Raw genomic sequence first — 21,162 nt, 5'->3', positions numbered from 1 at the left:
CGGGTTGGTGGGGCCGGTGTGGGGGTCGGCGGCCAGGGCTACCTGGGCTGTGACGATGAAGGAGATCGCGAGGACGGTGAACGCCGTGCGGAGACGGCGTGACCATCTCATGCGACGTGCTCCTTCTTGCCGGAGCCGTTGCCGTTGGACTTTGACGGGTCTGGTTCGTTGGCGGGGTACATGGCTTCGTTGTAGGCGGCTTCGTCGGCTTCTTGGTCGTAGACCTCGTTGGGGCCGATGGGTTCTTCGTAGCGGGGTGGGTGGTGGTGATCCACTCCGTTGGAAGAGGAGGAGCCGTTGGAGGGGGCGGTGGGCTCGGGGGCGTGGTGAGCGGAGGTTTCTACTACTGGGACTGACGGGAGGGGGGTGTCTTGGACGGGTTCTTGGGTGTGGGCTTCGGCTTGGGAGGCGGCGGCCGCGGCGGGTTGTAGGGCGTCGGCGCGGTCTTCGTCGTCTTCGGCGAAGGGGTCGGGGTCCTCGTAGGGCGGGAGGATCGGCTGGGTGGGTTCTAGGTCGTGCTCGGACTCAGGGGTGGTGCGGAGGAGCTCGGCGACCCGTTGGCTGGGGATGTCGATCTGGACGGTGGCGACCTCGTCCCAGCGGTCTCGCATGATGCAGTGGCCGTGGCGGATGCTCTTGCCGTTGGCGGCGGTGTTGATGCCTCGGACGAGGGTTTGGTACGGCGCGGTCTGCGGGCGGCCGAGCAGTTCCAGGAGCGAGTCGACCTGTTCGCGGGAACGCAGGCTGAAGGCGAACAGGGTGGTGATCTGCTCGACCAGGCCGGGGAGCTTCAGGATCGAGGCCGGGTCCTGGGTGTCCAGGACCAGGGAGGCGCCGAGGGCACGGCCGACTCGGGCGATGTAGTCCAGGAAGCTGGCGCCGTCGGGTGTCTTCGTCAGCAGATGGACCTCGGGGACGATGACGACCTTCGAGCGGCCACGGAACTCGCGGCGGCCGGTGGTACGGACCATCCAGGCGAGGCAGCCGCGGAGGCAGGCCATGCCGACGCGTTCGATCGGGGACCACGACTCAGGCGCGGACTCCGGCGAAGGCAGGGTCAGGCCGGGCATCTGGACGACCCAAAGGCCTGGGTTCGTCGTCAATGAGGACAGACCGGACGGCGGGCCGGCGACGACCGAGCCGAGACCCGTCTCGACGAGGTCGCGCAGGGCGAAGCCGACGGTCCGTGTGGTCTCTGACTCAGCAGCGCACAGCCGCTGGATGACACCCCAGGAGGACGGATCTGGCGATTGGATCTCGGCCCGCGTCGCCGCCATGACGGGAGCTTCGGCAGCACCCCGCAGATGCGGCGGCAGCAGCAACATGAGCTGCGACGGAGCCTGCAGCAAAGCGTCGTCGACAGGTAGTACGCGCAGCAGATCGGCAGCACCGGAGAACTGGGCCGTGATCTCGATGACAGCAGTCGGTACGCCGTACTCCGCGGCTACCGCCGACACCCCAGCAGCATCACCCTTTAGATCCAGGAGAGGAACCCAAGCGCCGGCAAAAGCGGAGTCAAGCCCGCCCAACATGGCAGCAGTCGTCTTGCCTCGACCCGAACGCCCAAGGAACAGCGTCGTCGTCGCGTCGCCCAACGCCGAACCGGCAGCCGCATCAAAGCGCACCAACCCAGGCGTCGAGCCGGTCAAATAACCGATAGCCGGACCGGTCGCATCGCCGATCGACGCCCCGCCCCAGAACCACGACCCGAAGAACGCCGTCGACTCCCGGACATGCCCCAGATCCGGCACCCGGAGCTGGTCCCCTGGCAGCGATTCCAGCCAGAGGTCCCGCTGCTCGTCCGCGCCGGCGGCCACTGTGATGCCGCGGTCGGCGTAATGCGCGATGACGGCATCGACGTAGGCGTCGAGATCCTCGCGGGTGTCCGCGCTGACCAGCAGGCGTGGGTGGTCCTCGACCAGGGTCAGGCCGCTGCGGTTGATATCGCGCTTGACCTCGCGCATGATCCGCTCGGTCTCGACGATCTCGTCGGCGGTCTCTTCAGCGGTACCCTTCGCCGCCGACCGTCGCTGCTCCTTGGCCGACTTGCGGGTCTCGTCGACCAGGTGCCGAGCGGTCTTCTTCGTCAGTACCCGGAACCGGACCGAGGCCTCGACGGTGACGTCGATCTCGTCGCCGTCGTCGTCGATCGCCTTGATCTCGGACAGCGTCCGCAGCCACTCCCCCGCGCCCGGGGTCTCGAGCTCCTCTGGGAAGTCCGTCATCGCCAGCACACTCGTGTACGCCGCGATCTGGCCGCGGGTGTCGTAGATGCGCAGGTGGTCGGTGTAGGGCACGACCCGGCCGGAGGTCAGCCGGGCCAGCGATGCGCCGGTGATCAGGCCGCGACGGGGTGCGGCGACCGCGCCGCGATGCATCTCGCGACTGATCAGCCAGGAGATCACCTCGGCCGGGGCGGTGTGCGCGCGCCAGACGGTCGAGCCGAGCTGACGGGCGAGCTTGTGGACGCGTTCGTCCAGGTGGGCGAGCTCGCGCGCGCTCACCCGCCACGAGGTCGTACCGAGGGCGTCGCTGATCGAGCCGCGGACCTGCGCGGTCGCGCGCGGGTCGCGGTCGCTGAGGTGCACGCCGAGCGCGACGTACCGCTCCGGCATCCGCATCTCGTCGATCCGGTCGGCGCGGGTCTGCGCCCAGCCCTCGTGGTCGCCGATCCGGTAGTGGCCGGTGACGCTGTCGATGTAGTCCTGACCGGTGGACCGGCCCCAGACGACCTTCAGGTGGCTGAGCCGGTCGCCGAGGATGGTCGCGGCGGCACTGACCGCGGCATCGAGCGCGGCGTCCTGCTCGCCCTCGGTGGCCAGGTCGGTGTTCGCGACCGAGATCAGGAACCACGCCTCGGCGCTGCGCTCGGTCACCAGCAGACCGTCGGCGATGGCGACCAGGCGTGGCGGCGGCAAGCCGCGCTCGCGGCCGACACCGACCAGGTTCAGGAGCTTGTCAGCGATCTTCATCAGTGCCCCTTATTCGAACGATGCAGTCCCGACGATGTCCTGCGGCTGACCCTCTGCACGTGGTCCGCTCCGAGCAGGCGGGCCCGTTGGTTCACGGTGATCTCCGCGCCGGCCCGGACCTGCGGGTCGAGCTCCACCACGTCCTCGCGTTCCCATTCAGGCGTCACTCTGGCCTTCGCCAAGTTGGCCACCTTCTGGGTCGCGACGCGCTCACGCCAGGGCAGGTACTCCGTCTTGTCGGCGGCCCGGGCGCCGAGTCCGATGACCGGGCGATGGGCGCGCAACGCGTAGCGGACGGCGAGCGCCCACTCGGTCACGCGGCGGCGGCGTTCATGGTGCTTGCCCGCCCGCCAGCCGAAGGCGGTTATCACGAACGGTGGAACGATGTACAGGCTGACGGTGGCCTTCTGCGGCACCCCGATGAACGGGACGAGCAGGGCGATCCAGACCAGGATGATCACCGCGCCGAAGATGATCATCCGCCGGCGGGCGCCTTCTCCCAGATCGATCCCGAGCAGGTCGTACTGCCGGGTCTCGATCTCGAAGTGGTGGGTCAGGGTGCGGCCGACACGCATCAATTACCTCCGGCCAGCAATCCCCAGAAGCCCTTGAGCACGTTGATCGTCTGGTTGTTGGCATAGATCAGCCCACCGACCAGGACGCCGGCCGCGATGTGACCGAACAGCTCACCCCACTCCCGCTTGAAGTAGTGGCCGATCGCGCGCAACACGAGGATCGCGATGAAGATGTTGCCCGCGATGACCAGGACCCAGTCCTTGAAATCCGCCCCCGTGGGGACGTTGCTGTCGGCCATCGGCGCGGTGAGCTCCGCCACGCTCGCGACGAGTTGGTGCGTCATCATTGCGGTATCTCCCTTGGTGCTCCGGTCATCGGACGGCAGTCTGCTGTGGTCATCCGACGGCAGCCACTTGCCATCGCTGTGCCCCGTCCGCGGCGACAGTACGCCGAAGAGTGAGCGTGTAGGTCTGCTTGAGGGTCGCGGTCCCCGCCCCGTCCCAGGTGACGGTGGCGCTGGCCCGGCGCTCGTTGTCGTCTCCGGTGTAGACCTGCCACGATTCCAGGTCGTCCAGCTTGACCACCCCGTTCAGGCTGTGGATCGCGGCACCCGGCGCCGCTACCGCCTCCACCTTCTCGTCGGACTCGGCGTACGCGCTGAAGAACGCCTCGGCGTCCTTGAGCGTGGCGGCGGTCAGGTCGTCGTCCGGCTGGCCGGCCCCCGGCATGTTGTCGGGCAACGCAGCTCGCTCGTCGGCGACGAAGGTGGGCGGGCCACTGGCGACGACCCGTGAGGCGGTCCGCGCCACCGGCACGGAGACTCGCTGCCAGGTGTACGGACCGGGCACGAAGGTACGGCCGGACTTGGTGAACGCCCGGACCTGCACCCGGACGTCGACGACCGCCGTCACGCCGGACGGGTCGACCTTGACCTCACCCGGGTAGGCCTTGTCGGCGGTCTGCTTGCCCTGACCGTTCCAGCCGGCCCTGGCGTCCAGCTTGTCGGCCAGGTCGAGGCTGATCGAGGCCGGACGGGCGTCGGGGTTGGTCTCGTCCCAGTTCAGGTACGAGACCGCGTACCGGGTCGCGACCGCGCGGGCCTCGTCCGCCGGGAAGCCGGACTGGGTGGTCTGGCCGCCGGTGGTGGTGGAGGTGTTCGGCCGGACCCACGACCGCACGCCGCTGATGGCGGCGAGCAGCAGGACGGCCACCACCAGGCCGCGGAAGAACCGCCGCGCCCAGGTGGAGAAGGAGGACTCGGGCTCGGTGGCCCACGGTGTCTGGTTGGGCTCGAGGATCGGCTCGCGGACCGGGCCGGGCGCCGCGTGGGCGCCGTGCGGTGACCGCTGCCGGAGTCGCTCGGGCGGCCTGGTCCTGTCCTCCGGCGCTTGACCCGTACTACGGGCTGCTGCCGGCGGCTGGCCAGGAGGAGCACCCGGAGGCGTCTGCCCCGCAGGGGGCTGTGTGCCGGGCTGTTGTGGGCGGCGCGGCGGCGCCATCACACCACCCGAGTTCGGTGGTTGGGGTTGGCTGTACTGCGCTGCCACCCCCTGCGCCTGGCGAGGCGTAGGTGACACCGGGCCATCGGGGTGGGACCACCACTCCGGTGCGGTGTTCTGTGGGCGTTGCCGGCCCGCCTTCTTCGTGCGCCGCTGGTCCGCCCAGTGCTCACCTTTTGGCGGCAGATTCAGCAACGTTCGCCACCAACTCATCGCTACCCGCCCCTCAGACAGCAGTTACGCGGACAGTAGCCGGGAGGATACGGCAAGCAACTGCCCACCGGGAGACCTGAGCCCAGGTCCCGGAAGCTCCATCGCTCCCCGCAGCCATACTGTTACCCGCTTCTGCGTCCGCTGCACCTCGACAGGTGAAGCGTGACACCTTCGGTACCGTCGCCATAGCTCCTCTCTCATGCCCGCCCACTCGATCAGGCAGCGCAAACCATGCCACACGGAACCGACGTTCGAATATCCGTACGAACAACCATGGTAAACAGAACGAACCAACTGATCACAGATAGTAACCGATCGCCCGGTACGCCCTGTGGAAAACTCTCCCGTGGCGCGGGGTCAAAGTACTAGTGTTTGACGCATCCGAGGACCTTTGAGAGGACATGCGATGGAGACTCGTCGACTAGGGCGGCTGGAGCACCAGAGCTCGGTACTGATCTATGGCGCGGCATCACTCGGTGGGGTCGACCAGGATCGTGCCGACGCGTCGATCCAGGAGGCCCTCGACGCCGGGATCAACCACTTCGACGTGGCCGCCGACTACGGCGACGCCGAGCTGCGGCTCGGGCCGCGGATGCCGGAGATCCGGGACCGGATCTTCCTGGCCACCAAGACCGGACGGCGCACGTACGACGAGGCGTGGTCGGAGATCAACCGGTCGCTGGAGCGGCTGCAGACCGATCGGGTCGACCTGATCCAGATGCACGCCGTCTGCGATCTGGAGAACCTCGACCTGGTGACCGGCAAGGGCGGTTCGCTCGAGGCCGCGATCCGGGCCAAGGAGGAGGGCATGGTGTCGGCGATCGGCATCACCGGGCACACCGCCGAGGCACCGTCTGTTCATCTCGAGGGCCTGCGCCGGTTCGATTTCGACAGCGTGCTGACGCCGCTCAACTACAAGTTGTCCACCGATCCGAAGTACGCCGCCGATTACGCAGCGCTCGTCGAGGCGGTCAAGGCCAGCGACGCCGCGCTGATGACGATCAAGATGATCGCCCGGCGGAACTGGCAGGACGGCGAGGCCAAGGCGTACGACACCTGGTACCGGCCGTTCGACGAGCAACGGTATGTGACGGCCGCCACAGCCTGGCTGCTGAACGGGCATCCGGAGATCACCGGCCTGGCGACCGCCGGCGAGACCCGCCTGCTGCAACAGATGGTCCAGGCGGAGAAGGAGCGGGCCGAGCTCAGCCCTGACGACGCGGCTGCCATCCTGGACGAGGTGCAGGACTACCAGTCGCCGTTCATCGACATTCCCATCTGATCCCCAGTACTGCTCCGCGCGGCACCGGGGAACACTGACGGGGTCCGCGCTGTTATGCATGACGAATTCGTCTAACTTCGGAGGTCGTAGTGGCAACGGTCGAGCTGTCCCAGGAGAACTTCGACAAGGTCGTCGGTTCCGACGGGCTCGTCCTGGTGGACTTCTGGGCAGAGTGGTGTGGTCCGTGTAAGAGCTTCGGGCCGGTGTTCGAGAAGTCGTCCGAGACGCATGAGGACATCACCTTCGGCAAGGTGGACACCGAGGCCCAGGTCGAGCTGGCCCAGGCGTTCCAGATCAGCTCTATCCCGACGCTGATGGCTGTGCGCGACGGTGTCGTCCTCTACTCGCAGCCGGGCGCGCTGCCGGCCCCGGCGCTGGAGGACCTGATCAAGCAGCTTCGCGCGGTCGACATGGAAGAGGTTCGCGCCCAGATCGCGGCCCACGAGGCCGAGCACGGCACCGAGCCGCACACGCACTGAGCACTGAGCACTGAGCACCTATAGATAAAGGAAGCGGTCCAGACCTGTACGCCGGGTCTGGGCCGTTTCTGCATTTGCCGGTACCGAAGTTTCCGGCACCGACCCGCGCCGGCTTGTGCCGTACTGCGGTGCGCCCGGGCTCAGCTCGATGGGTAGGCGCGGTCGAGAGCGTCGAGGCCGGCACCGATATCGACCCGGATGGCTTCTTCGATGGCGCCGATCGGCTGAGCCTCGACCAGTCCGGTGACGAGCAACTGATGACGGAACGCCAGCAAACCGACGAGCATCGCGGCCCAGCCTGGTGAGCCGGTGGCCGCGACCAGCGGCGCGGCCCAGGAGTTGATGATGACCAGCCGGCGGGCCCTGAGGGTCGGCGACTCGTTCTCGCAGACATGGAAGGCGCGAAGGCCTTCGTAGACGGTCTGATCGACAACCGACCAGGGGCAGCCCAGGTCGAGCATCGGCCCTTCGAGAAGCAGACTGCGGACCGCGCGGGCCTTAGACACCTCGGGACCGTCGCGAACGGCCGTCAGCAGGTTCTCGAGAGCCTGCGGCTCGGCGTCGAAGAACAGGTCTTCCTTGCTGCCGAAGTAGTTGAAGATCGTCTTCACCGAGACGTCGGCCGCCGCGGCGATCTCGCTCAACGTGACGTGGTCGAATCCACGTTGCTCGAACAACCGGGTCGCGGCATCCGACATCGCCTGGCGGGCAGCCGCCTTCTTTCGCTCACGCAATCCGTCCATCGAATAAAACTTTACAACCATGCGATCTTTTCGCCAAGCTGGGCCGCATGGATGCGAAGGATGGACGGAGTTGGCTGATCACCGGGACGAGCAGTGGGCTCGGCCGGGCACTGGTTCAGGCGGCGGCCGCGCGGGGCGATCGGGTGATGGCTACTGCTCGAGAGCTTGGCCAGATCGCTGAGCTCGAGGCGCTAGCACCTGGGCGAGTGCGGACCGCTCGGCTTGATGTGACGGATGGGTCGAGCATTGGGGCAGCTGTTGCAGAGGCGGAGGAGGCGTTCGGCGGGATCGACGTACTCGTGAACAACGCGGGGTCCGCGTTGCTCGGGGCGTTCGAGGAGCATGGGGACGAGGAGTTGAGAGCTGCGTTCGAGACGAATCTGTTCGGGGCGCTGGCGGTCACCCGGGCCGTGCTTCCCGGGATGCGGGCGCGGCGGTCGGGGCATGTGGTGCAGATGTCATCGGTCGTGGGCGTGACGTCGGGCGCGGGCGGTACGGCGTACGCGGGGCCGAAGGCTGCGTTGGAGGCGATGTCGGAGGCGCTGGCGGCGGAGGTCGCGGCGCTGGGGATCCGGGTGACGATCGTTGAGCCGGGGCCGTTCCGGACGGACTTCGGTGGGCGGTCGTTGAGTTGGGGGCAGCCGATGGAGGACTATGCGGCGCTGATCGGGCCGGCTCGGGCTGCTTTCGAGGCGTCACACGGGACGCAGAGCGGGGATCCGATGCGGGGTGCTGAGGCGATCATCGACGCCGTCGAGCGGGCTGATTCACCGCTCAGGGTGCCGTTGGGGGCCGAGGCCTACCAGTGGATCCGGGGCTATCTGAGCGGAAGGCTCACAGAGCTTGATAAAGCCGAGCCGATCGGGGCGGACACGGCGCTGCGGCCAGAGGCAGCCGAGGCGACGGCGGATGCGGTGGCCCGGAATTAGATAGAGCGTGGCTCCCGAGGGAGCCACGCTCTCTTCCAGCTCGGGCTTCATTGGCCGAGCCGGGTGGTGCGGCAGTCCTCCGCCCGAGGACCGCTGGGTGGTGCGGCCGGCTCCCGCGCGGCATCGCGGGAGCCGGGTCTTGCTGTAGCGATCCCGCCAGGCGCTCGGGTGTGGATCGCTGCCGGGTTCCGTGGGTAAGGCTCCTCGGAAACCGGGTACTTCAGCGCGGGTCTCCCAGCAGGGTGGGAGCCGCGGGCGGTGCTACCGGTATCCGCAGAGCAGGCGCCGTTACGGATACCGGGTCGTGCTGGCGGATCTGCCGGTTGCTGCGGAAGATTCGCCGGTACTACTGGCCGGCCGTTGGATGCGGCCGCCGGTGGTGCCGGGCGGCTTCCCGACAGGGGCCGGGACGTCGCCCTTGGTGCTACCCGGGTCTGTGGCTCCGGGATGGTGCAACCGGCTCGTGGTGAGCGATCCGGGTGGTGCGCCGGGACCTTGGTGAGGGGTCCTGGGGTGGTACGCCCGGGCCTGTGGTTCCCGGGGTGGTGCTGCGGGGCTGTGGGGTCACAGGCCCGGTACTGCTGCCGGGGACCGCGGAGTCGCGGGCCCGGGGTGGTGCTGCCGGAGCCCCGGGAGATGGCGGGGCCGGCCGGTTGGTCTCCTGCAGGGTGGAGGCCGTCTGGTCCCGTCGCGGAAGAGGCGGCTGGGGTACGGCTCGGCCGCGACGGGAGTTCATGGGTGGTCGGGTGGAGAGGAGCCCGGCTGGGCTCTTAAGCTCAGCGAAGAGGGTTGAAGGGGGCCAGCTCGACCGGAGTACGACCAGTGGTGATGGTCTCCGCGAGCAGCTGGCCGGTGATCGGGCCGAGGGTGATGCCCCACATGCCGTGGCCGCCGGCGGCGAAGACGCGAGGCGACGCGGTAGCGCCGATCAGCGGCAGGCCGTCCGGGGTGCACGGACGCGGTCCCACCCACTCAAAGGTGCGGGCGTCCAGGTCCGCGTCCCGCAGCAGCGGCCGGGCCGCCTCCACGATCGCGTCGATCCGGCGCGGGTCGAGCTTCGCGTCGGGCTTGCGGAACTCCATCATCCCGGCAACGCGGAGCCGGTCGCCCAGCGGCGTACAGGCGATCCGTTGCGCCGGGAAGTACACAGGTCCGGCCGGTACGTGCGCGATCGGGACGCTGAAGCTGTAGCCGCGTCCTGCCTGCACGACGGTCCGTACGCCGAACTGCCGGGCCAGATCTCCGAGCCAAGCGCCGGTCGCCATCACGACCGCGTCGTACGCCGTGCTCTCGCCGTCGGCCGTGACGATCCGGACGCCGCGGATCTCGTCCACGATGTCCTTCACCGTCACGCCGGTGACGATGTTGCCGCCGCGGGCGCGGACCGAGTCGGCGAGCATGTTCACGTACTCGCCCGGGTTGATGAAGCGCTGGCCGTGCAGCCGGATCGCCGCACCGATCTCGTCGGACAGCGACGGCTCGATCTCGCGGGCGTCGTCACCGGTGATGGCTTCGAACTCGATGCCCTGACCGGCCGCGTGGATGTGCTCGATCTCCTCGAGCAGCACCGTGCGCTCTTCCTCGGTCCGGTACGCCGCCAGGAACGACTTGGCCTCGTACGTCTCGGCCTCGACACCGGCCTTGGCCAGCGCGTCGAACCCGTTCAGCGCCTGCCGGTTGATCGGCACCAGCGCCTCCATCGCGGTCTTCCAGCGGGAGGCGGTGCTGTTGCGAGCGAAGCGGGCCAGGAACGAGATGAGCCGCGGGCTCGCCGTCGGCGGTACATAGACCGGCGAGGAGGGGCTCAGCACCGCACCGATGCCGTACTTGAGAACGGCCGGCTCCGGGAGCGGAGTCGCCAGGCCGGGGGTCAGCCAGCCCGCGTTGCCCCAGGAGGCACCGGCGGCGACGCCTTCGCGATCCAGCACAGTGACCTCGATGCCGGCCTCCTGGAGGAACCAGGCGGTGGCGAGACCGACCATGCCGGCGCCGACTACGGCTACCCGGTCCGGGACGATGTGAGTGCCTTGCACGGAAGCGACCATGTATCGATGGTGCGGCCGCCCGGAACCGCTGTCATGGTGCGATCGCACCACAGCTGGCACTGATGACAGTGGCAAGAGCACAATAACTTCCATGATCACCGTCCCCGACCTGGTCGTCGCCGTCGGACCCGCCCTGTTCGAGATCGTCGTCGCCGGGCAGGGTGACGGCGAGGTACGCGACGTTTTCCTCGCCGATCCGCAGGAGGAGTCGACCGGCCAGCCGGGTGACTTGGTCCTGGGCTTCGGCCTCGGGAGCCCGGAGGAGGCGGTAGAGCTGGTGGAGCGCTGTGCCGTCGGAAACGCCTCCGGCATCATCCTGCGCACCACACTCGCCCAGGACCCGGCTGTAGTGGCCCAGGCGGAGAAGCGGCGCCTCACTCTGGTCGCCCTGCAGCCGTCGGTCACCTGGGCGCACGTGGTGTGGCTACTGCGGGGTGTCATCGACAGGGCCGCTGCCCCCGACTCCCCCGCCGCTGGAGACGCCGGTGTGCACCAGGAGCTCTTCGCGCTGGCAGATGCCGCCGCAGCCATCGTCGACGCGCCCGTGACCATCGAGGACAACCAGTCGCGCGTACTGGCGTATTCGAGCCTCCATGACGTGTCGGACACGGACCCGACCCGGGTATCGACGATTGTCGGCAGGCGGGTGCCTGCTGAGGTCATCGCGCACTTCCGGGCCCGAGGGATCTTCAGGCGGTTGGCCCGGTCGAGTGAGCCCTTCCTGGTACCGGACGGGCCGAACGGTATTCGGCCACGGCTAGTAGTACCGGTTAGGGCCGGTGGTGAGTGGTTGGGGTCTATCTGGGCCGTGGTGGATGGGCCAGTGAGTCCAGAGGTGACTACTGAGCTCAGCAACGCGGCCTCGGTGCTTGCGCTGCACATGCTGCGGCTCAGGGCTCAGGCGGACGTCGCCAGGCGCAGTGCGATCGACCGGCTGCGCACTGTCCTGCGGCAGTTCTCCCCTGACACTCCCCTGGACGTACGGCTGCCCCCGGCGCCGTGGCGGGTGGTTGCGCTCGGTTCGCCGGCTGCGTACGACGTACCGCAAGAGCTGGATCTCTGGGAGTCCACTGGTCGCCGCCATGGCTGGAGTGAGCCGCAGTTGGCTGACCTGGACGGCACAGTCCTGGCAGTGGTCTCGGACGGCGACGGGCCGGGCTCGTGGCGCTGGCTGCGCAAGCTGGTCATAGACCTGGCCAAAGACTTCCCCGGTACTACGGCGGCCGCCGGCGGGCGTGCACGTGGCGCAGCGGACCTCCCGAGCTCCCGAGCCGAGGCGGTCGAGCTGCTGGGCCTGGTACGCCGTGAGCTCGCGCCCGGCCCCGCGCTGCGAGTGGAACAGGCCTGGCACATCCTCACTGTTCACCGGGCGGTCACCTCGCTTGATACGACGAAGCTCGATGGGCCGCTGGCTACTTTGTTACGGCATGACATCGAGCACGACACCGCGTTCGTCGACACCCTGCAGGCGTGGCTGAACTATCCCGGGCAGCCGCAGCAGGCGGCCAGAGAGCTGCATCTGCACACGAACACGTTGCGGCACCGGATGAAAAGGATCGGGGAGATCGCCCGGCTCGACCTGACCAGTCCGCGCGAACGGCTGGCTCTCCAGCTGCAGATCGCGGCCGTGCGCACCGAGCACTGAGACGTAGGTCACCGGGCCAGGTAACAAGGCTTCATATTCCGGCAATGGATGGGCAACATGCGGCTGGCAATCTTTAACTCAGAAACACCGAGAACTTGTCCCAGCCTTTCACCAGGAGGCTGGGGCAGACCGTTCCAGCTCTTCACCAGGGAGCTGGAGCAACCCGAGCGAGCATTTCACCAGGATGCTCGGTCGCGTGTGGGCCCGGCGATTGTCTGAGCGATCGCCGGGCCAACGCGCGTTCTGGGGCAGGCGTCAGGCGAGTTGGTTGACGATGGCACCGAAAATTTTCGGCAGCCGTGTGGCCGCCGGGACGATATGGGGAGCCAGCAACGATCTGTTGCGGGCCCAGAGCAACGATCCGGTGAGGAACCGGCACTCCCAGGAGACCCGGCGCCAGGCAGCGTCGTACGCCGCTGGGTCGTCGCGCTCGACGCACCGGACCAGTTCGGCGCTGGTCCGCAAAGCCACTGCTATCCCTTCGCCGGTCAGCGCGTCGACATAACCGGCCGCATCTCCAACCAGCATCACCCTGCCAGCCACCCGACCACGCACTCGCTGACGAAGCGGACCGGCTCCCATGACGGAGGTCGCCTCGGTGGCCCCGGCCAGGCGACGCTTCAACGCAGGAAATGCCTCCAGATGGCTGTCGAAGGAGCCGCGCTCGGAGGTGAGGATGGCAACCCCGACGAGGTCGTCGGCCACGGGAGTTACGTACGCCTCGCCAAGGCGAGACCAGTAGACCTCCACCAAGTCACACCACGGTCGGACGGTGTAATGCCGCCGCAGCCCGCGACGCGGCTGCGCCGCGTCGCGGGCTGCTGAAAGGCGGAGAGGCGCCTGCCGAGTTCGCTGGGGTGGGGTGGTAGCCAGACCTAGTTGGCGGCGGGTTGGGGAGTGGAGGCCGTCGGCGGCGGCTAGGTAGTGGGCGGTTAGGCCGGCTGCTGTTACCGAGTGCTGGTTTTGGGTGATCGTGGAGATTCGAGTGGGGATGACCGGGATATCGAGGTCAGCCAAGCGGTTGGCCAGGGCTCGTTGGAGGGTGGTGCGGCGTACTCCTAGGCCTGGGCCGAGGCGGAAGCGGGCGTCGACCACATGCGATGAGTCCAGGTAGCGGATGCCGTGGAACGGTCGGCCGTCCAGTTCCACACCCAAGCGCTGGAGATACTCGACAGCAGTGAAGGAGATCCCCTCGCCACACGCCTTGTCGATCGGCATCAAGCGTGGCTCGACGACGACCACCGACAGGCCGGCTAGGGCGGCTCGGATTGCGGTGGCCGCACCAGCCGGGCCGGCGCCGGCGACGAGGAGGTCGATCACTTTGTCAGCGCAGAGTCCAACGCCGCTTCCTCCGCGCGGATCCGGACGGTCAGCAACGGGATGTTCAGCAGCAGGAATACCACGGCCGTCACCCACGCCGTGTGCACCAGCGGCAGCGCGACCCCCTCCGCCACCACGGCGACGTAGTTGGGATGCCGCAGAAACTTATAGGGGCCAGCGGCAACCAACGACAATCCCGGTACGACGATCACCCGGGTGTTCCACTGATGCCCGAGCACCGTGATGCACCACCACCGCAACCCCTGCGCCGCGAGCACAATCAAAAGCATCGACCACCCGAGCGCCGGGATGAACGGCCGGTCCGCCACGATCGCCTCGACCAGACACCCGGCCAGGAACCCGGTATGCAGCACCACCATGAACGGGTAGTGCCCCTTGCCCGACTCCACTCCACCCTGCTTGAAGCTCCAGGCCGCATTGCGCAATGAGACGACCAGCTCGGCGACCCGCTCGAGCCCGACCGCGAGCACCAGCGCGACGTACCACCACAACGACGAGTCCATCACCACTCCAGGAGTACGAGCTCGGAACAGAAGCCTGGGCCCATCGCGAGCAATACGCCCATACCCGAAGGATCCAGGCGGAGGGTGTCACCGAGCACGTGCAGCACCGACGACGAGGACAAGTTGCCGACGGCGTCGAGCGACTTCCAGGTCAGGTCGAGCGCACCAGGTCTCAACTCCAACGTCTCCGCGACGGCCTCGAGCACCTTCGGCCCGCCCGGATGACTCACCCAAGTACCGATCTCGGGAATGGTCAGTCCATGAGCCGCCAGGAACGCGGTCACATCACCACCGAGGTACTGCCGAACCACCTGCGGTACATCCGCACCCAGCACGATCCGGAACCCGCCGGACCCCACATCCCACCCCATCACCCGCTCCGAGTCCGGGTAGAGCCGCGAGCGCGTCGCCACAACAGACGGCCCAGCCGCGGCGGGATGCTCCGACCCAGTCAGCACGACGGCCGCCGCCCCATCCCCAAACAACGCGCCACCCACCAGATTCGGCAGCGACGAGTCGTCCCGCTGAAGCGTCAGCGAACAAAGTTCCACAGACAGCAGTACTGCGACCTGCCCCGGCCAGGCCTTGAGGTAGTCATGCAATCGCGCGATCCCCGCCGCTCCCCCGACACACCCCAGCCCGAACAACGGCAGCCGCTTGACGTCCTCCCGCAACCCGAGCCGCATCGCGACCCGAGCGTCGATCGACGGCGCCGCAACCCCGGTCACGGTCGTGAACATCAAAACGTCGACGTCATCCACCGTCAGCCCAGCAGCAGCGAGCGCACCCGACACCGCCTCGGCACCGAGGTCCACAGCCACCGAGATCCACGCGTCGTTGGCCTCGCCGAAGTCCTTCAGTACGGCGTACCGCTCCAGCGGCAGCGCCAGATGCCGATGCGACACCCCGGCGTTCGCGTGCAGCCGGCGGAGTAGCCCGATCCCCTTGCCGTCCGGGAGGCAGATCTCGGCGAAGGCGTCGGTCAGCTCCTGTTGCGCGTACCGATGCGGCGGCAACGCCGCCTGCACCGCGGCGATCCGGGTCATCGTGGCATCGTTGGGTCGGTGAGCGGGCTGAGAGTACTCAAGGGGCTCGCGATGGCGAGCCATCCCGGCCCGACCGTTGCCGTCACCACCCTGGTCACCGTCGTCGCCTGGTCGGCAGGCCGCAACGCCTCCGGGTGCCTGTTAGTCGCAGCAGCAATCCTCACCGGCCACCTCTCGATCGGCTGGAGCAATGACGCGATTGACGCACCCCGCGACACCAGTGTCCACCGGAGCGACAAACCAATCGTGCTCGGACTGGTGAGTCGCCGGACCCTGTGGATCGGCGCGATCTCGATGGTAGTTGCCTGCGTCCCACTCTCGCTCGCCAGCGGCGTGCTGGCCGGCCTGGCGCATCTGGTCGGCGTGGCGGCCGCCTGGGGTTACAACCTCGGCCTCAAGTCGACCCGGATCTCCTGGCTCCCGTACGCCGTGGCCTTCGGCCTGCTGCCGTCCTTCGTCACGCTCGGCACCGCCGACCGCTGGGCCCCTTGGTGGGCATCAGCCGCTACGGCGCTACTCGGAGTCGGCGCCCATCTCGCGAACGTAGTACCGGATCTGGCTGACGACCTGGCCACCGGCGTCGAAGGCTGGCCCCAACGCCTCGGCAAACTAGCCCGGTACGCCGCTCCGCTACCCCTCGCCGTCGCCACGGCCCTCCTGGTGATCGCCCCGCCAGGCCCGCTGGGCGCGATCGGCTGGCTCACCCTGATCGTGGTCGCCGCCCTGCTCGCCGTGATCGTCCTGTGGAAGAACGCGCCATTCCTCGTCACGATCGCCGTGGCTGCCATCAGCATCCTCGCCCTGGTCCTCCGAGGCGACGCCCTGATCCGCTAGCGCGGCCGGGGTGGGGCGCGGGCGCGGTGTGCGGGCGCCGGGCGAGGCGGAGCGCGGGGCGGCTAGTCGGCTGGCTTGAGCGGAGCGTTGTTGCTGAGGATTGCCGAGGTGAGTGCCTCGGCGGGTTCCTTGGCTGCTCGTGGGTTGGTGATCAGGACCAGGTCGATGGCCGGCAACTCCGGCAGCCCCGCACTCGGCGGCGGCTCGACCAGGTCGGCCGGCATCAGCGACCGCGCGAAGATCGCGATCCCCAACCCCGCCCGGACCGCGGCCAGCACCCCATTGACCCCGCGAACGATGCAAGTGATGCGACACGACCGCCCAGCCTGCTCGAGCGTCTGAACGCCGAGCGAGCGACTGAGACTAGGCGCCTGATAAGCAACCAACGGAACCGGCCCATCAGGCGCGATCCGGGTGCCGGCGATCCCGGCCCAGACGAGTGGATCCCGCCGGACCACCCGCCCGTTCGGCTCGTACCCACCGCCCATACTGTGCTTGACGTACGCCAGATCGAGATGACCCGACTCCACCCGCCGCAACAGATTGGGGCTCTGGGCAACGGTCAGCTCGAGGTCGATCCGCGGGTACAACTGCCGGAAGTCCCGCAGAATCCGTGGCAACGGAGTCAGCGCAAGATCGTCGGTCACCCCGAACCGTAGCCGCCCACGCAGCTCCGAGCCGGTGAAGTACCCGGCCGCCTCCTCGTGCGCCGCGAGGATCGTCCGGGCGAACCCGGCCATCGCCTCACCGTCCGCGGTCAGCGTCACGGTCCGCGTGTCGCGGACGAACAGCGGCCGCCCGACCGCCGTCTCGAGTTTGCGAACGTGCTGGCTGACCGTCGGCTGCCGGATACCCAGCCGTTCCGCGGCCTGGGTAAAGCTCAGCGACTGCGCGACCGCCAGGAACGTGCGCAACTGGTCCGGATCGTAGGCCACCATCACACCTCTCATTGCGGGACGCAATAAGACTAATAGGAGTAATTCGCTGTCGGAATCCGGTCTCACCCCGTGAGGATGGAGGAGACCTCCCCTGACTAGTCCACTTCCGTAGGGATGACTCTTGACCACCCGGGCCACCGGTTCTGTCCACCCCGTCGCCGATTTCCACACCCACCGCACCATCACCGCGAAACCCGAAGACGCTCTCAAGAGGCCGGGTTTCCGAGACACCTTCAGCGCTCTGCAGGTCCGTAACTTCCGCCTCCTGGTGAGCGGATTGTTCGTCAGCTCGACCGGCGGCTGGGTCCAGCGCATCGCCCAGGACTGGCTGGTCCTGACACTGACCGGCAGCGCCACCGCGGTCGGCATCACGACCGCCCTCCAGTTCCTGCCCACCCTCCTGCTCGGCCTGTACGGCGGGGTGATCGCCGACCGTTTCCCGAAGCGCAGGATCTTGCTGGTCACCCAGTCCACGATGGGTCTGGCGGCCGCGATCCTCGCCACCCTCGCGTTCACCGGCCAGGTCCAGGTCTGGCAGGTCTACTCACTGGCCCTCTTCCTGGGCCTCGCGACCGCCGTCGACAACCCCACCCGGCAGTCCTTCGTCACCGAGCTCGTCGGCAAGCAGCGGCTCCGCAACGCGATCAGCATGGTCTCGTCGACGTTCCAGCTCGGCAGCCTGATCGGCCCGGCCCTCGGGGGCGCGCTGCTCGGCACCGTCGGCACCGGCTGGGCCTTCACGCTCAACGCGCTGACCTTCTTCGGCTCGATCACCGCGCTGACGATGATGCGCGAGAGCGAAATGCCCGGCCTGCAGGCTGCCCGCAAGGCCGGCGCGGGGATCAAGATCCGTGATGGATTAAAAGCAGGCGTGAAGTACGCGTTCCACGAGCCCGCTGTCCGGTGGGCGATCGCGCTGGTCGGTGTCTACGGCATGTTCACGATCAGCCTGCCGGTCACGTTGACCGCGTTCGCGGATCGCGTCTTCCACACCGGCGCCACCGGGTACGGCGTACTGAACTCCGTCGTTGCGGTCGGCTCACTGACCGGAGCGTTGCTGTCGGCAAGGAGAGTCCGGCCGACCAGGCTGCGCAACCTCGTCGCGATCGCCTCGATCCTCGCGGTGACCGAGATGGTGGCCGCGATCCAGCCGTCGCTCTGGACGTTCCTGCCGCTGCTCGCCGCGCTCGGTATGGCGACGCTGATGTTCCTCACGGCTGCGCAGTCGATGGTTCAGCTCACCACTCCCGACGGACTCCGCGGCCGGGTCGCCGGGATCTACAACCTGGTCTTCATCGGCGGTGGAGCGATCGGCGGACCGACCGTCGGCTGGATCGCCCAGCACTGGGGTGCCCGGTTCGGTCTGCTGCTGGCCGGGATGATCCCGGCCATCGCGACGATCGCGATCGGGATCAAGCTCGCCCGGACCGGCCGGTTCCGGGTCGTCGTGGTCCGCTCGGACACCCGCTCACCGTGGCTGCAGCCGCCGCGACTCGGGCTGAAGCAGACCGAAGTACGGGTCGAGCGGCCGGCGGCGCCGCGGATCGAGCGGCCGCGCACGATCGCTCGGAGGCACCATCAGCAGGACGTTGAGCACCCGCGACCCCGGCGTACTAGGAAGAAGCCGTTGCACTACTGAGCTAGGTAGAACTCCGTGAGCCAGGATTGCCAGGCGTCCTCAAGGCGCTTGGCGTCCTGGCCGGGGCCGTAGTAATGGTGGCCGAGGGCAACGGGCATGCCGAGCAGGCTCCGGTTGTGGAAGCGGAGCATCGCGTACTCGGTGGTGATCCCGAGATGACTTGGGCCGTCGTAGTCCACCTCTCCGACGACGATACCGAGCCCGTAGACGTCCAGCTCGACCTTCGTACCGACCTCGCCGCCGACCGCGTCGCGCAGCTTCTGCCAGGCCTCAGGCGTGCCCGACCAAGCGGGGCCTTCAGCAACCACATAGGTGGCGGGCGCGCCATGGAAGCCCGACACGTACAGCTGCAGCGTATGGAAGTAGAGGTCCCAGCCGCGCGCGGTCGCCTCGTACTCCGCTTCCCAGTCGTCCCCCAGGAATCCGGTCTGGACGAAGCGCAGGATCGACGAGCCGTCGTCCTGCGGCTCGATCAGGTACTCGAAAGCGCTCGTCTCGGCCTGGATCGCGAACCCGATACCGGGCTCCCAGCGGAGTACGACGCCGTCGGCCGACACCCCGTTCTCGTCCGGCGCCGGGTCCATCGGCGCGAACCACGCGGTCAGGCCGGCCTCGGTCGCGATCGCCTCCCACACCTCGTCGGGAGTCGCGTCCAGCGGGATCTCGGCCTCGATCCGGCGTTCCTCGGTCATCGTCGCTCTCCCTGCGGTGTCGGCTGCTGCCATTCCACCACCTGTACCCAGGACCCGGACAACGCAAAGGCGGCCCTCCCCCAGGAAGGGCCGCCTCAGCGTTCAGCAGTTAACGCGTCATCACGGAACGTCGATCAGACCGACCGGCGGAACCTTGACCGTGCGGTGGTGCAGCGTGCCGCCCAGGATCACCTTGCGGAGGGCGACGTTGTTCGCCGTGCTCGACTCGATCAGCCGCTTCTCCGGGTTCGCCTGAACCTGGATGTAGTACGTGCCGTTCGCCAGGCCGGTGATGTCGAAGGACTGGCCGGGACGGAACTGCTCGTAGGTGTCACCCGATCCGACGTCCAGCACCTCGCGGACCGACAGCGATCCGTGGTTGCCGCACGCGGTGTGCAGATCGGTGTTCGACGGGTGCCAGTTGGCGTTCTTGACCGTGTAGTCGATGGCGTCGGTCGCGGCCAGGCAGAAGGCTTCCTTCTGGCTGCGGACGACCTCGGTCTGCTTGGAGCTCAGCAGGCTGTAGCGGGCGAAGTCGGTGAAGTGCCAGTGGGTGTGGCCTTCCCGCGGGTCCCACTCCATCGTGCCGGTGTTCTGGTACCCGACCTCCTTGCCGTTCGCGTCGTAGAAGTACTGGTACGCGTCCATCAGGTCCTTGCCCTGCTGCCGGAAACCGTCCAGCACCAGCGGCGACGGGCCCGCGTTCCACACCGTTGCCGAGAACGCCAGGTAGTCCTTGTCGGCCTCCGGCGTGCCTTCCTCACCGGTGGTGACCTGGATCCCCCACGCCGGTACCGACCGCAGGTCCGGCTTCGGACCCGCCGGAACCGCTGCCTTGCCGACCGGCCGCTGTGTGTGCGGCTTGGCCGCGATCTTCGCCGACTTGGCCGCGACACCGTTCTTGGTGAGCGCCGCTGCCTGAGCCTTCGCGAAGGCCTGCTTGCAGCCCTCGGCGACGCCATGGCCGCAGTTCTCGACGTTCTTGACCGTCACCTTCAGCGTCACGGCCGAGTCGTACGCGCCGATCTTGAAGAAGTCCTTGTACGCCTTGTTGACGGTCAGTTTCGCCGTGTACTTGCCCTCCGGCAGGTCGACGTCCTCGTCGTTGCCGTAGTAGCTGGTGGTGTTCGACGACCAGCCGGCCTGCAGACCCCAGACCGCGCCGAGCGTGAACGGGTTCGCGCTGCACCCCTCCGGGTACGGCGAGGTGGCCGGCGCGTCCGGCCGGGTCCGCGAGCCCTCGCCGTTGAGGCAGAAGCTGCGGTCCTTGTCGTAGACCTTCTTGCCGGTGGCATCGGTGATGGTCAGGTGCAGGAACTTCGCCAGGCCGCCGAAGTCCGTCACCGAGCCGGCCGGCAGCGCCTTGGGCTTGCCGTCGACGATCTGGCTGCCGACGACCGGGTCGTTGTACGACTTGCGCGTCGCCCGGATCTCGATCGGTTTGGCGCCGGCCACCATGTGGGTGCCGAGGTCGAGCACGACCCCGCCACCCTCGGGGTACCGGTCGAGCGTCACATCGGTACTGCCGGCCACCAGCTTCAGCTGCGGCTGGGCCGCCGCCTGCGGTGTGGACGTCGCTGCGCCCGCGGCCCCCGCCGCGAGCGCGACGAGTGTCGCGGCTCCGGTCACGGCCACCGCCGTACGACCGAACTTCCGTGAAATGTTGATGATCAATCCCCTCCCGTTCGGGCAGACCCGCCTCACACGGGTCATCGATCCCTTACGTAGAGAGAGACCCGCAGACCCCCGCCAAGGTTGATCTCAGTTGGACGGCAGTTGTGTTACAGCCTGCGAAGACATCCGTCACCTAAAGTTACCGACGCTTATTACTTGACCAAGTAAATTA

At 68.0% G+C, this 21,162-nt stretch carries 18 protein-coding genes; 6 read left to right on the top strand and 12 right to left on the bottom strand.

What is annotated here, in order from left to right; genetic code table 11:
* Window positions 1-107: 107 nt before the first annotated feature.
* From OHA70_RS25835 to OHA70_RS25820, 4 genes are read right to left on the bottom strand one after another with little or no spacing between them, the layout of a single operon-like run.
* Entirely contained in the window at window positions 108-2,972 is a 2,865-nt protein-coding gene (locus tag OHA70_RS25835; protein WP_328321998.1) for an ATP-binding protein, read from the bottom strand.
* On the bottom strand, window positions 2,972-3,547 hold the full coding sequence (locus OHA70_RS25830) for a hypothetical protein (protein WP_328321996.1): 576 nt from the start codon (window positions 3,545-3,547) through the stop codon (window positions 2,972-2,974). The genes OHA70_RS25835 and OHA70_RS25830 overlap by 1 nt, the downstream gene beginning before the upstream one ends.
* On the bottom strand, window positions 3,547-3,834 hold the full coding sequence (locus OHA70_RS25825; RefSeq protein ID WP_328321994.1) for a hypothetical protein: 288 nt from the start codon (window positions 3,832-3,834) through the stop codon (window positions 3,547-3,549). The genes OHA70_RS25830 and OHA70_RS25825 overlap by 1 nt, the downstream gene beginning before the upstream one ends.
* Before the next feature lie 49 nt (window positions 3,835-3,883).
* Window positions 3,884-5,200: a conjugal transfer protein gene (locus OHA70_RS25820; RefSeq protein WP_328321992.1), complete on the bottom strand. Its 1,317-nt coding sequence runs from the start codon at window positions 5,198-5,200 to the stop codon at window positions 3,884-3,886.
* A 406-nt stretch (window positions 5,201-5,606) separates the two neighbouring features.
* On the opposite strand from OHA70_RS25820, the gene OHA70_RS25815 reads away from it, so the two are divergent.
* Together OHA70_RS25815 and trxA are read left to right on the top strand one after the other, a co-directional pair.
* Window positions 5,607-6,482, top strand: a complete 876-nt coding sequence (locus tag OHA70_RS25815) for an aldo/keto reductase (protein ID WP_328321990.1) — start codon at window positions 5,607-5,609, stop codon at window positions 6,480-6,482.
* Window positions 6,483-6,571: 89 nt separating this feature from the next.
* Entirely contained in the window at window positions 6,572-6,961 is a 390-nt protein-coding gene (gene trxA, locus OHA70_RS25810; RefSeq protein ID WP_328321988.1) for a thioredoxin, read from the top strand.
* A 140-nt stretch (window positions 6,962-7,101) separates the two neighbouring features.
* Here trxA and OHA70_RS25805 read toward each other — a convergent pair whose 3' ends face one another.
* Window positions 7,102-7,704 (bottom strand): helix-turn-helix domain-containing protein, encoded by a 603-nt coding sequence (locus OHA70_RS25805; RefSeq protein ID WP_328321986.1) that lies wholly within the window; start codon window positions 7,702-7,704, stop codon window positions 7,102-7,104.
* A gap of 47 nt (window positions 7,705-7,751) precedes the next feature.
* Here OHA70_RS25805 and OHA70_RS25800 point away from each other — a divergent pair, with 47 nt between their 5' ends.
* Entirely contained in the window at window positions 7,752-8,633 is an 882-nt protein-coding gene (locus OHA70_RS25800; protein ID WP_328321984.1) for an oxidoreductase, read from the top strand.
* 776 nt (window positions 8,634-9,409) lie between these two features.
* Here OHA70_RS25800 and OHA70_RS25795 read toward each other — a convergent pair.
* Window positions 9,410-10,678 carry an NAD(P)/FAD-dependent oxidoreductase gene (locus OHA70_RS25795; RefSeq protein ID WP_328321982.1) on the bottom strand — a complete coding sequence of 423 codons (1,269 nt, stop codon included), beginning with the start codon at window positions 10,676-10,678 and terminating at the stop codon, window positions 9,410-9,412.
* A 91-nt stretch (window positions 10,679-10,769) separates the two neighbouring features.
* Between OHA70_RS25795 and OHA70_RS25790 the strand changes: the two genes are divergently transcribed.
* A complete protein-coding gene (locus OHA70_RS25790; RefSeq protein ID WP_328321980.1) occupies window positions 10,770-12,323 on the top strand; it encodes a PucR family transcriptional regulator in 1,554 nt (517 codons plus the stop codon).
* A gap of 255 nt (window positions 12,324-12,578) precedes the next feature.
* On the opposite strand, the gene OHA70_RS25785 is transcribed toward OHA70_RS25790, so the two are convergent.
* From OHA70_RS25785 to OHA70_RS25775, 3 genes are read right to left on the bottom strand one after another with little or no spacing between them, the layout of a single operon-like run.
* Window positions 12,579-13,643, bottom strand: a complete 1,065-nt coding sequence (locus tag OHA70_RS25785; protein ID WP_328321978.1) for an NAD(P)/FAD-dependent oxidoreductase — start codon at window positions 13,641-13,643, stop codon at window positions 12,579-12,581.
* The gene (locus tag OHA70_RS25780; RefSeq protein WP_328321976.1) at window positions 13,640-14,167 is read right to left on the bottom strand and encodes an isoprenylcysteine carboxyl methyltransferase family protein; all 528 of its coding nucleotides are present in this window, start codon (window positions 14,165-14,167) and stop codon (window positions 13,640-13,642) included. Before OHA70_RS25780 ends, OHA70_RS25785 begins: the two co-directional genes overlap by 4 nt.
* Complete coding sequence (locus OHA70_RS25775) at window positions 14,167-15,213, bottom strand: type III polyketide synthase (RefSeq protein WP_328321974.1); 1,047 nt, start codon at window positions 15,211-15,213, stop codon at window positions 14,167-14,169. The genes OHA70_RS25780 and OHA70_RS25775 overlap by 1 nt, the downstream gene beginning before the upstream one ends.
* 18 nt (window positions 15,214-15,231) lie before the next feature.
* On the opposite strand from OHA70_RS25775, the gene OHA70_RS25770 reads away from it, so the two are divergent.
* Window positions 15,232-16,047, top strand: coding sequence for a UbiA family prenyltransferase (locus OHA70_RS25770; protein ID WP_328321972.1), 816 nt, complete (start codon window positions 15,232-15,234; stop codon window positions 16,045-16,047).
* Window positions 16,048-16,109: 62 nt separating this feature from the next.
* Here the strand turns inward: OHA70_RS25770 and OHA70_RS25765 are convergent, their stop codons facing one another.
* Window positions 16,110-16,985 (bottom strand): LysR substrate-binding domain-containing protein, encoded by an 876-nt coding sequence (locus OHA70_RS25765; protein ID WP_328321970.1) that lies wholly within the window; start codon window positions 16,983-16,985, stop codon window positions 16,110-16,112.
* A gap of 121 nt (window positions 16,986-17,106) precedes the next feature.
* On the opposite strand from OHA70_RS25765, the gene OHA70_RS25760 reads away from it, so the two are divergent.
* Window positions 17,107-18,624, top strand: a complete 1,518-nt coding sequence (locus OHA70_RS25760; protein ID WP_328321968.1) for an MFS transporter — start codon at window positions 17,107-17,109, stop codon at window positions 18,622-18,624.
* Here OHA70_RS25760 and OHA70_RS25755 read toward each other — a convergent pair.
* Entirely contained in the window at window positions 18,618-19,316 is a 699-nt protein-coding gene (locus OHA70_RS25755; protein WP_328321966.1) for an SRPBCC family protein, read from the bottom strand. The genes OHA70_RS25760 and OHA70_RS25755 overlap by 7 nt on opposite strands.
* Window positions 19,317-19,436: 120 nt before the next feature.
* Window positions 19,437-20,945, bottom strand: coding sequence for a lysyl oxidase family protein (locus OHA70_RS25750; protein ID WP_328321964.1), 1,509 nt, complete (start codon window positions 20,943-20,945; stop codon window positions 19,437-19,439).
* Between the last annotated feature and the right edge of the window lie 217 nt (window positions 20,946-21,162).

It is taken from the genome of Kribbella sp. NBC_00382 (genome assembly GCF_036067295.1).
GTDB lineage: Bacteria > Actinomycetota > Actinomycetes > Propionibacteriales > Kribbellaceae > Kribbella.
Note: the sequence above shows the minus strand (reverse complement) of the source record. Positions and strands in the feature narration are given on the sequence as shown.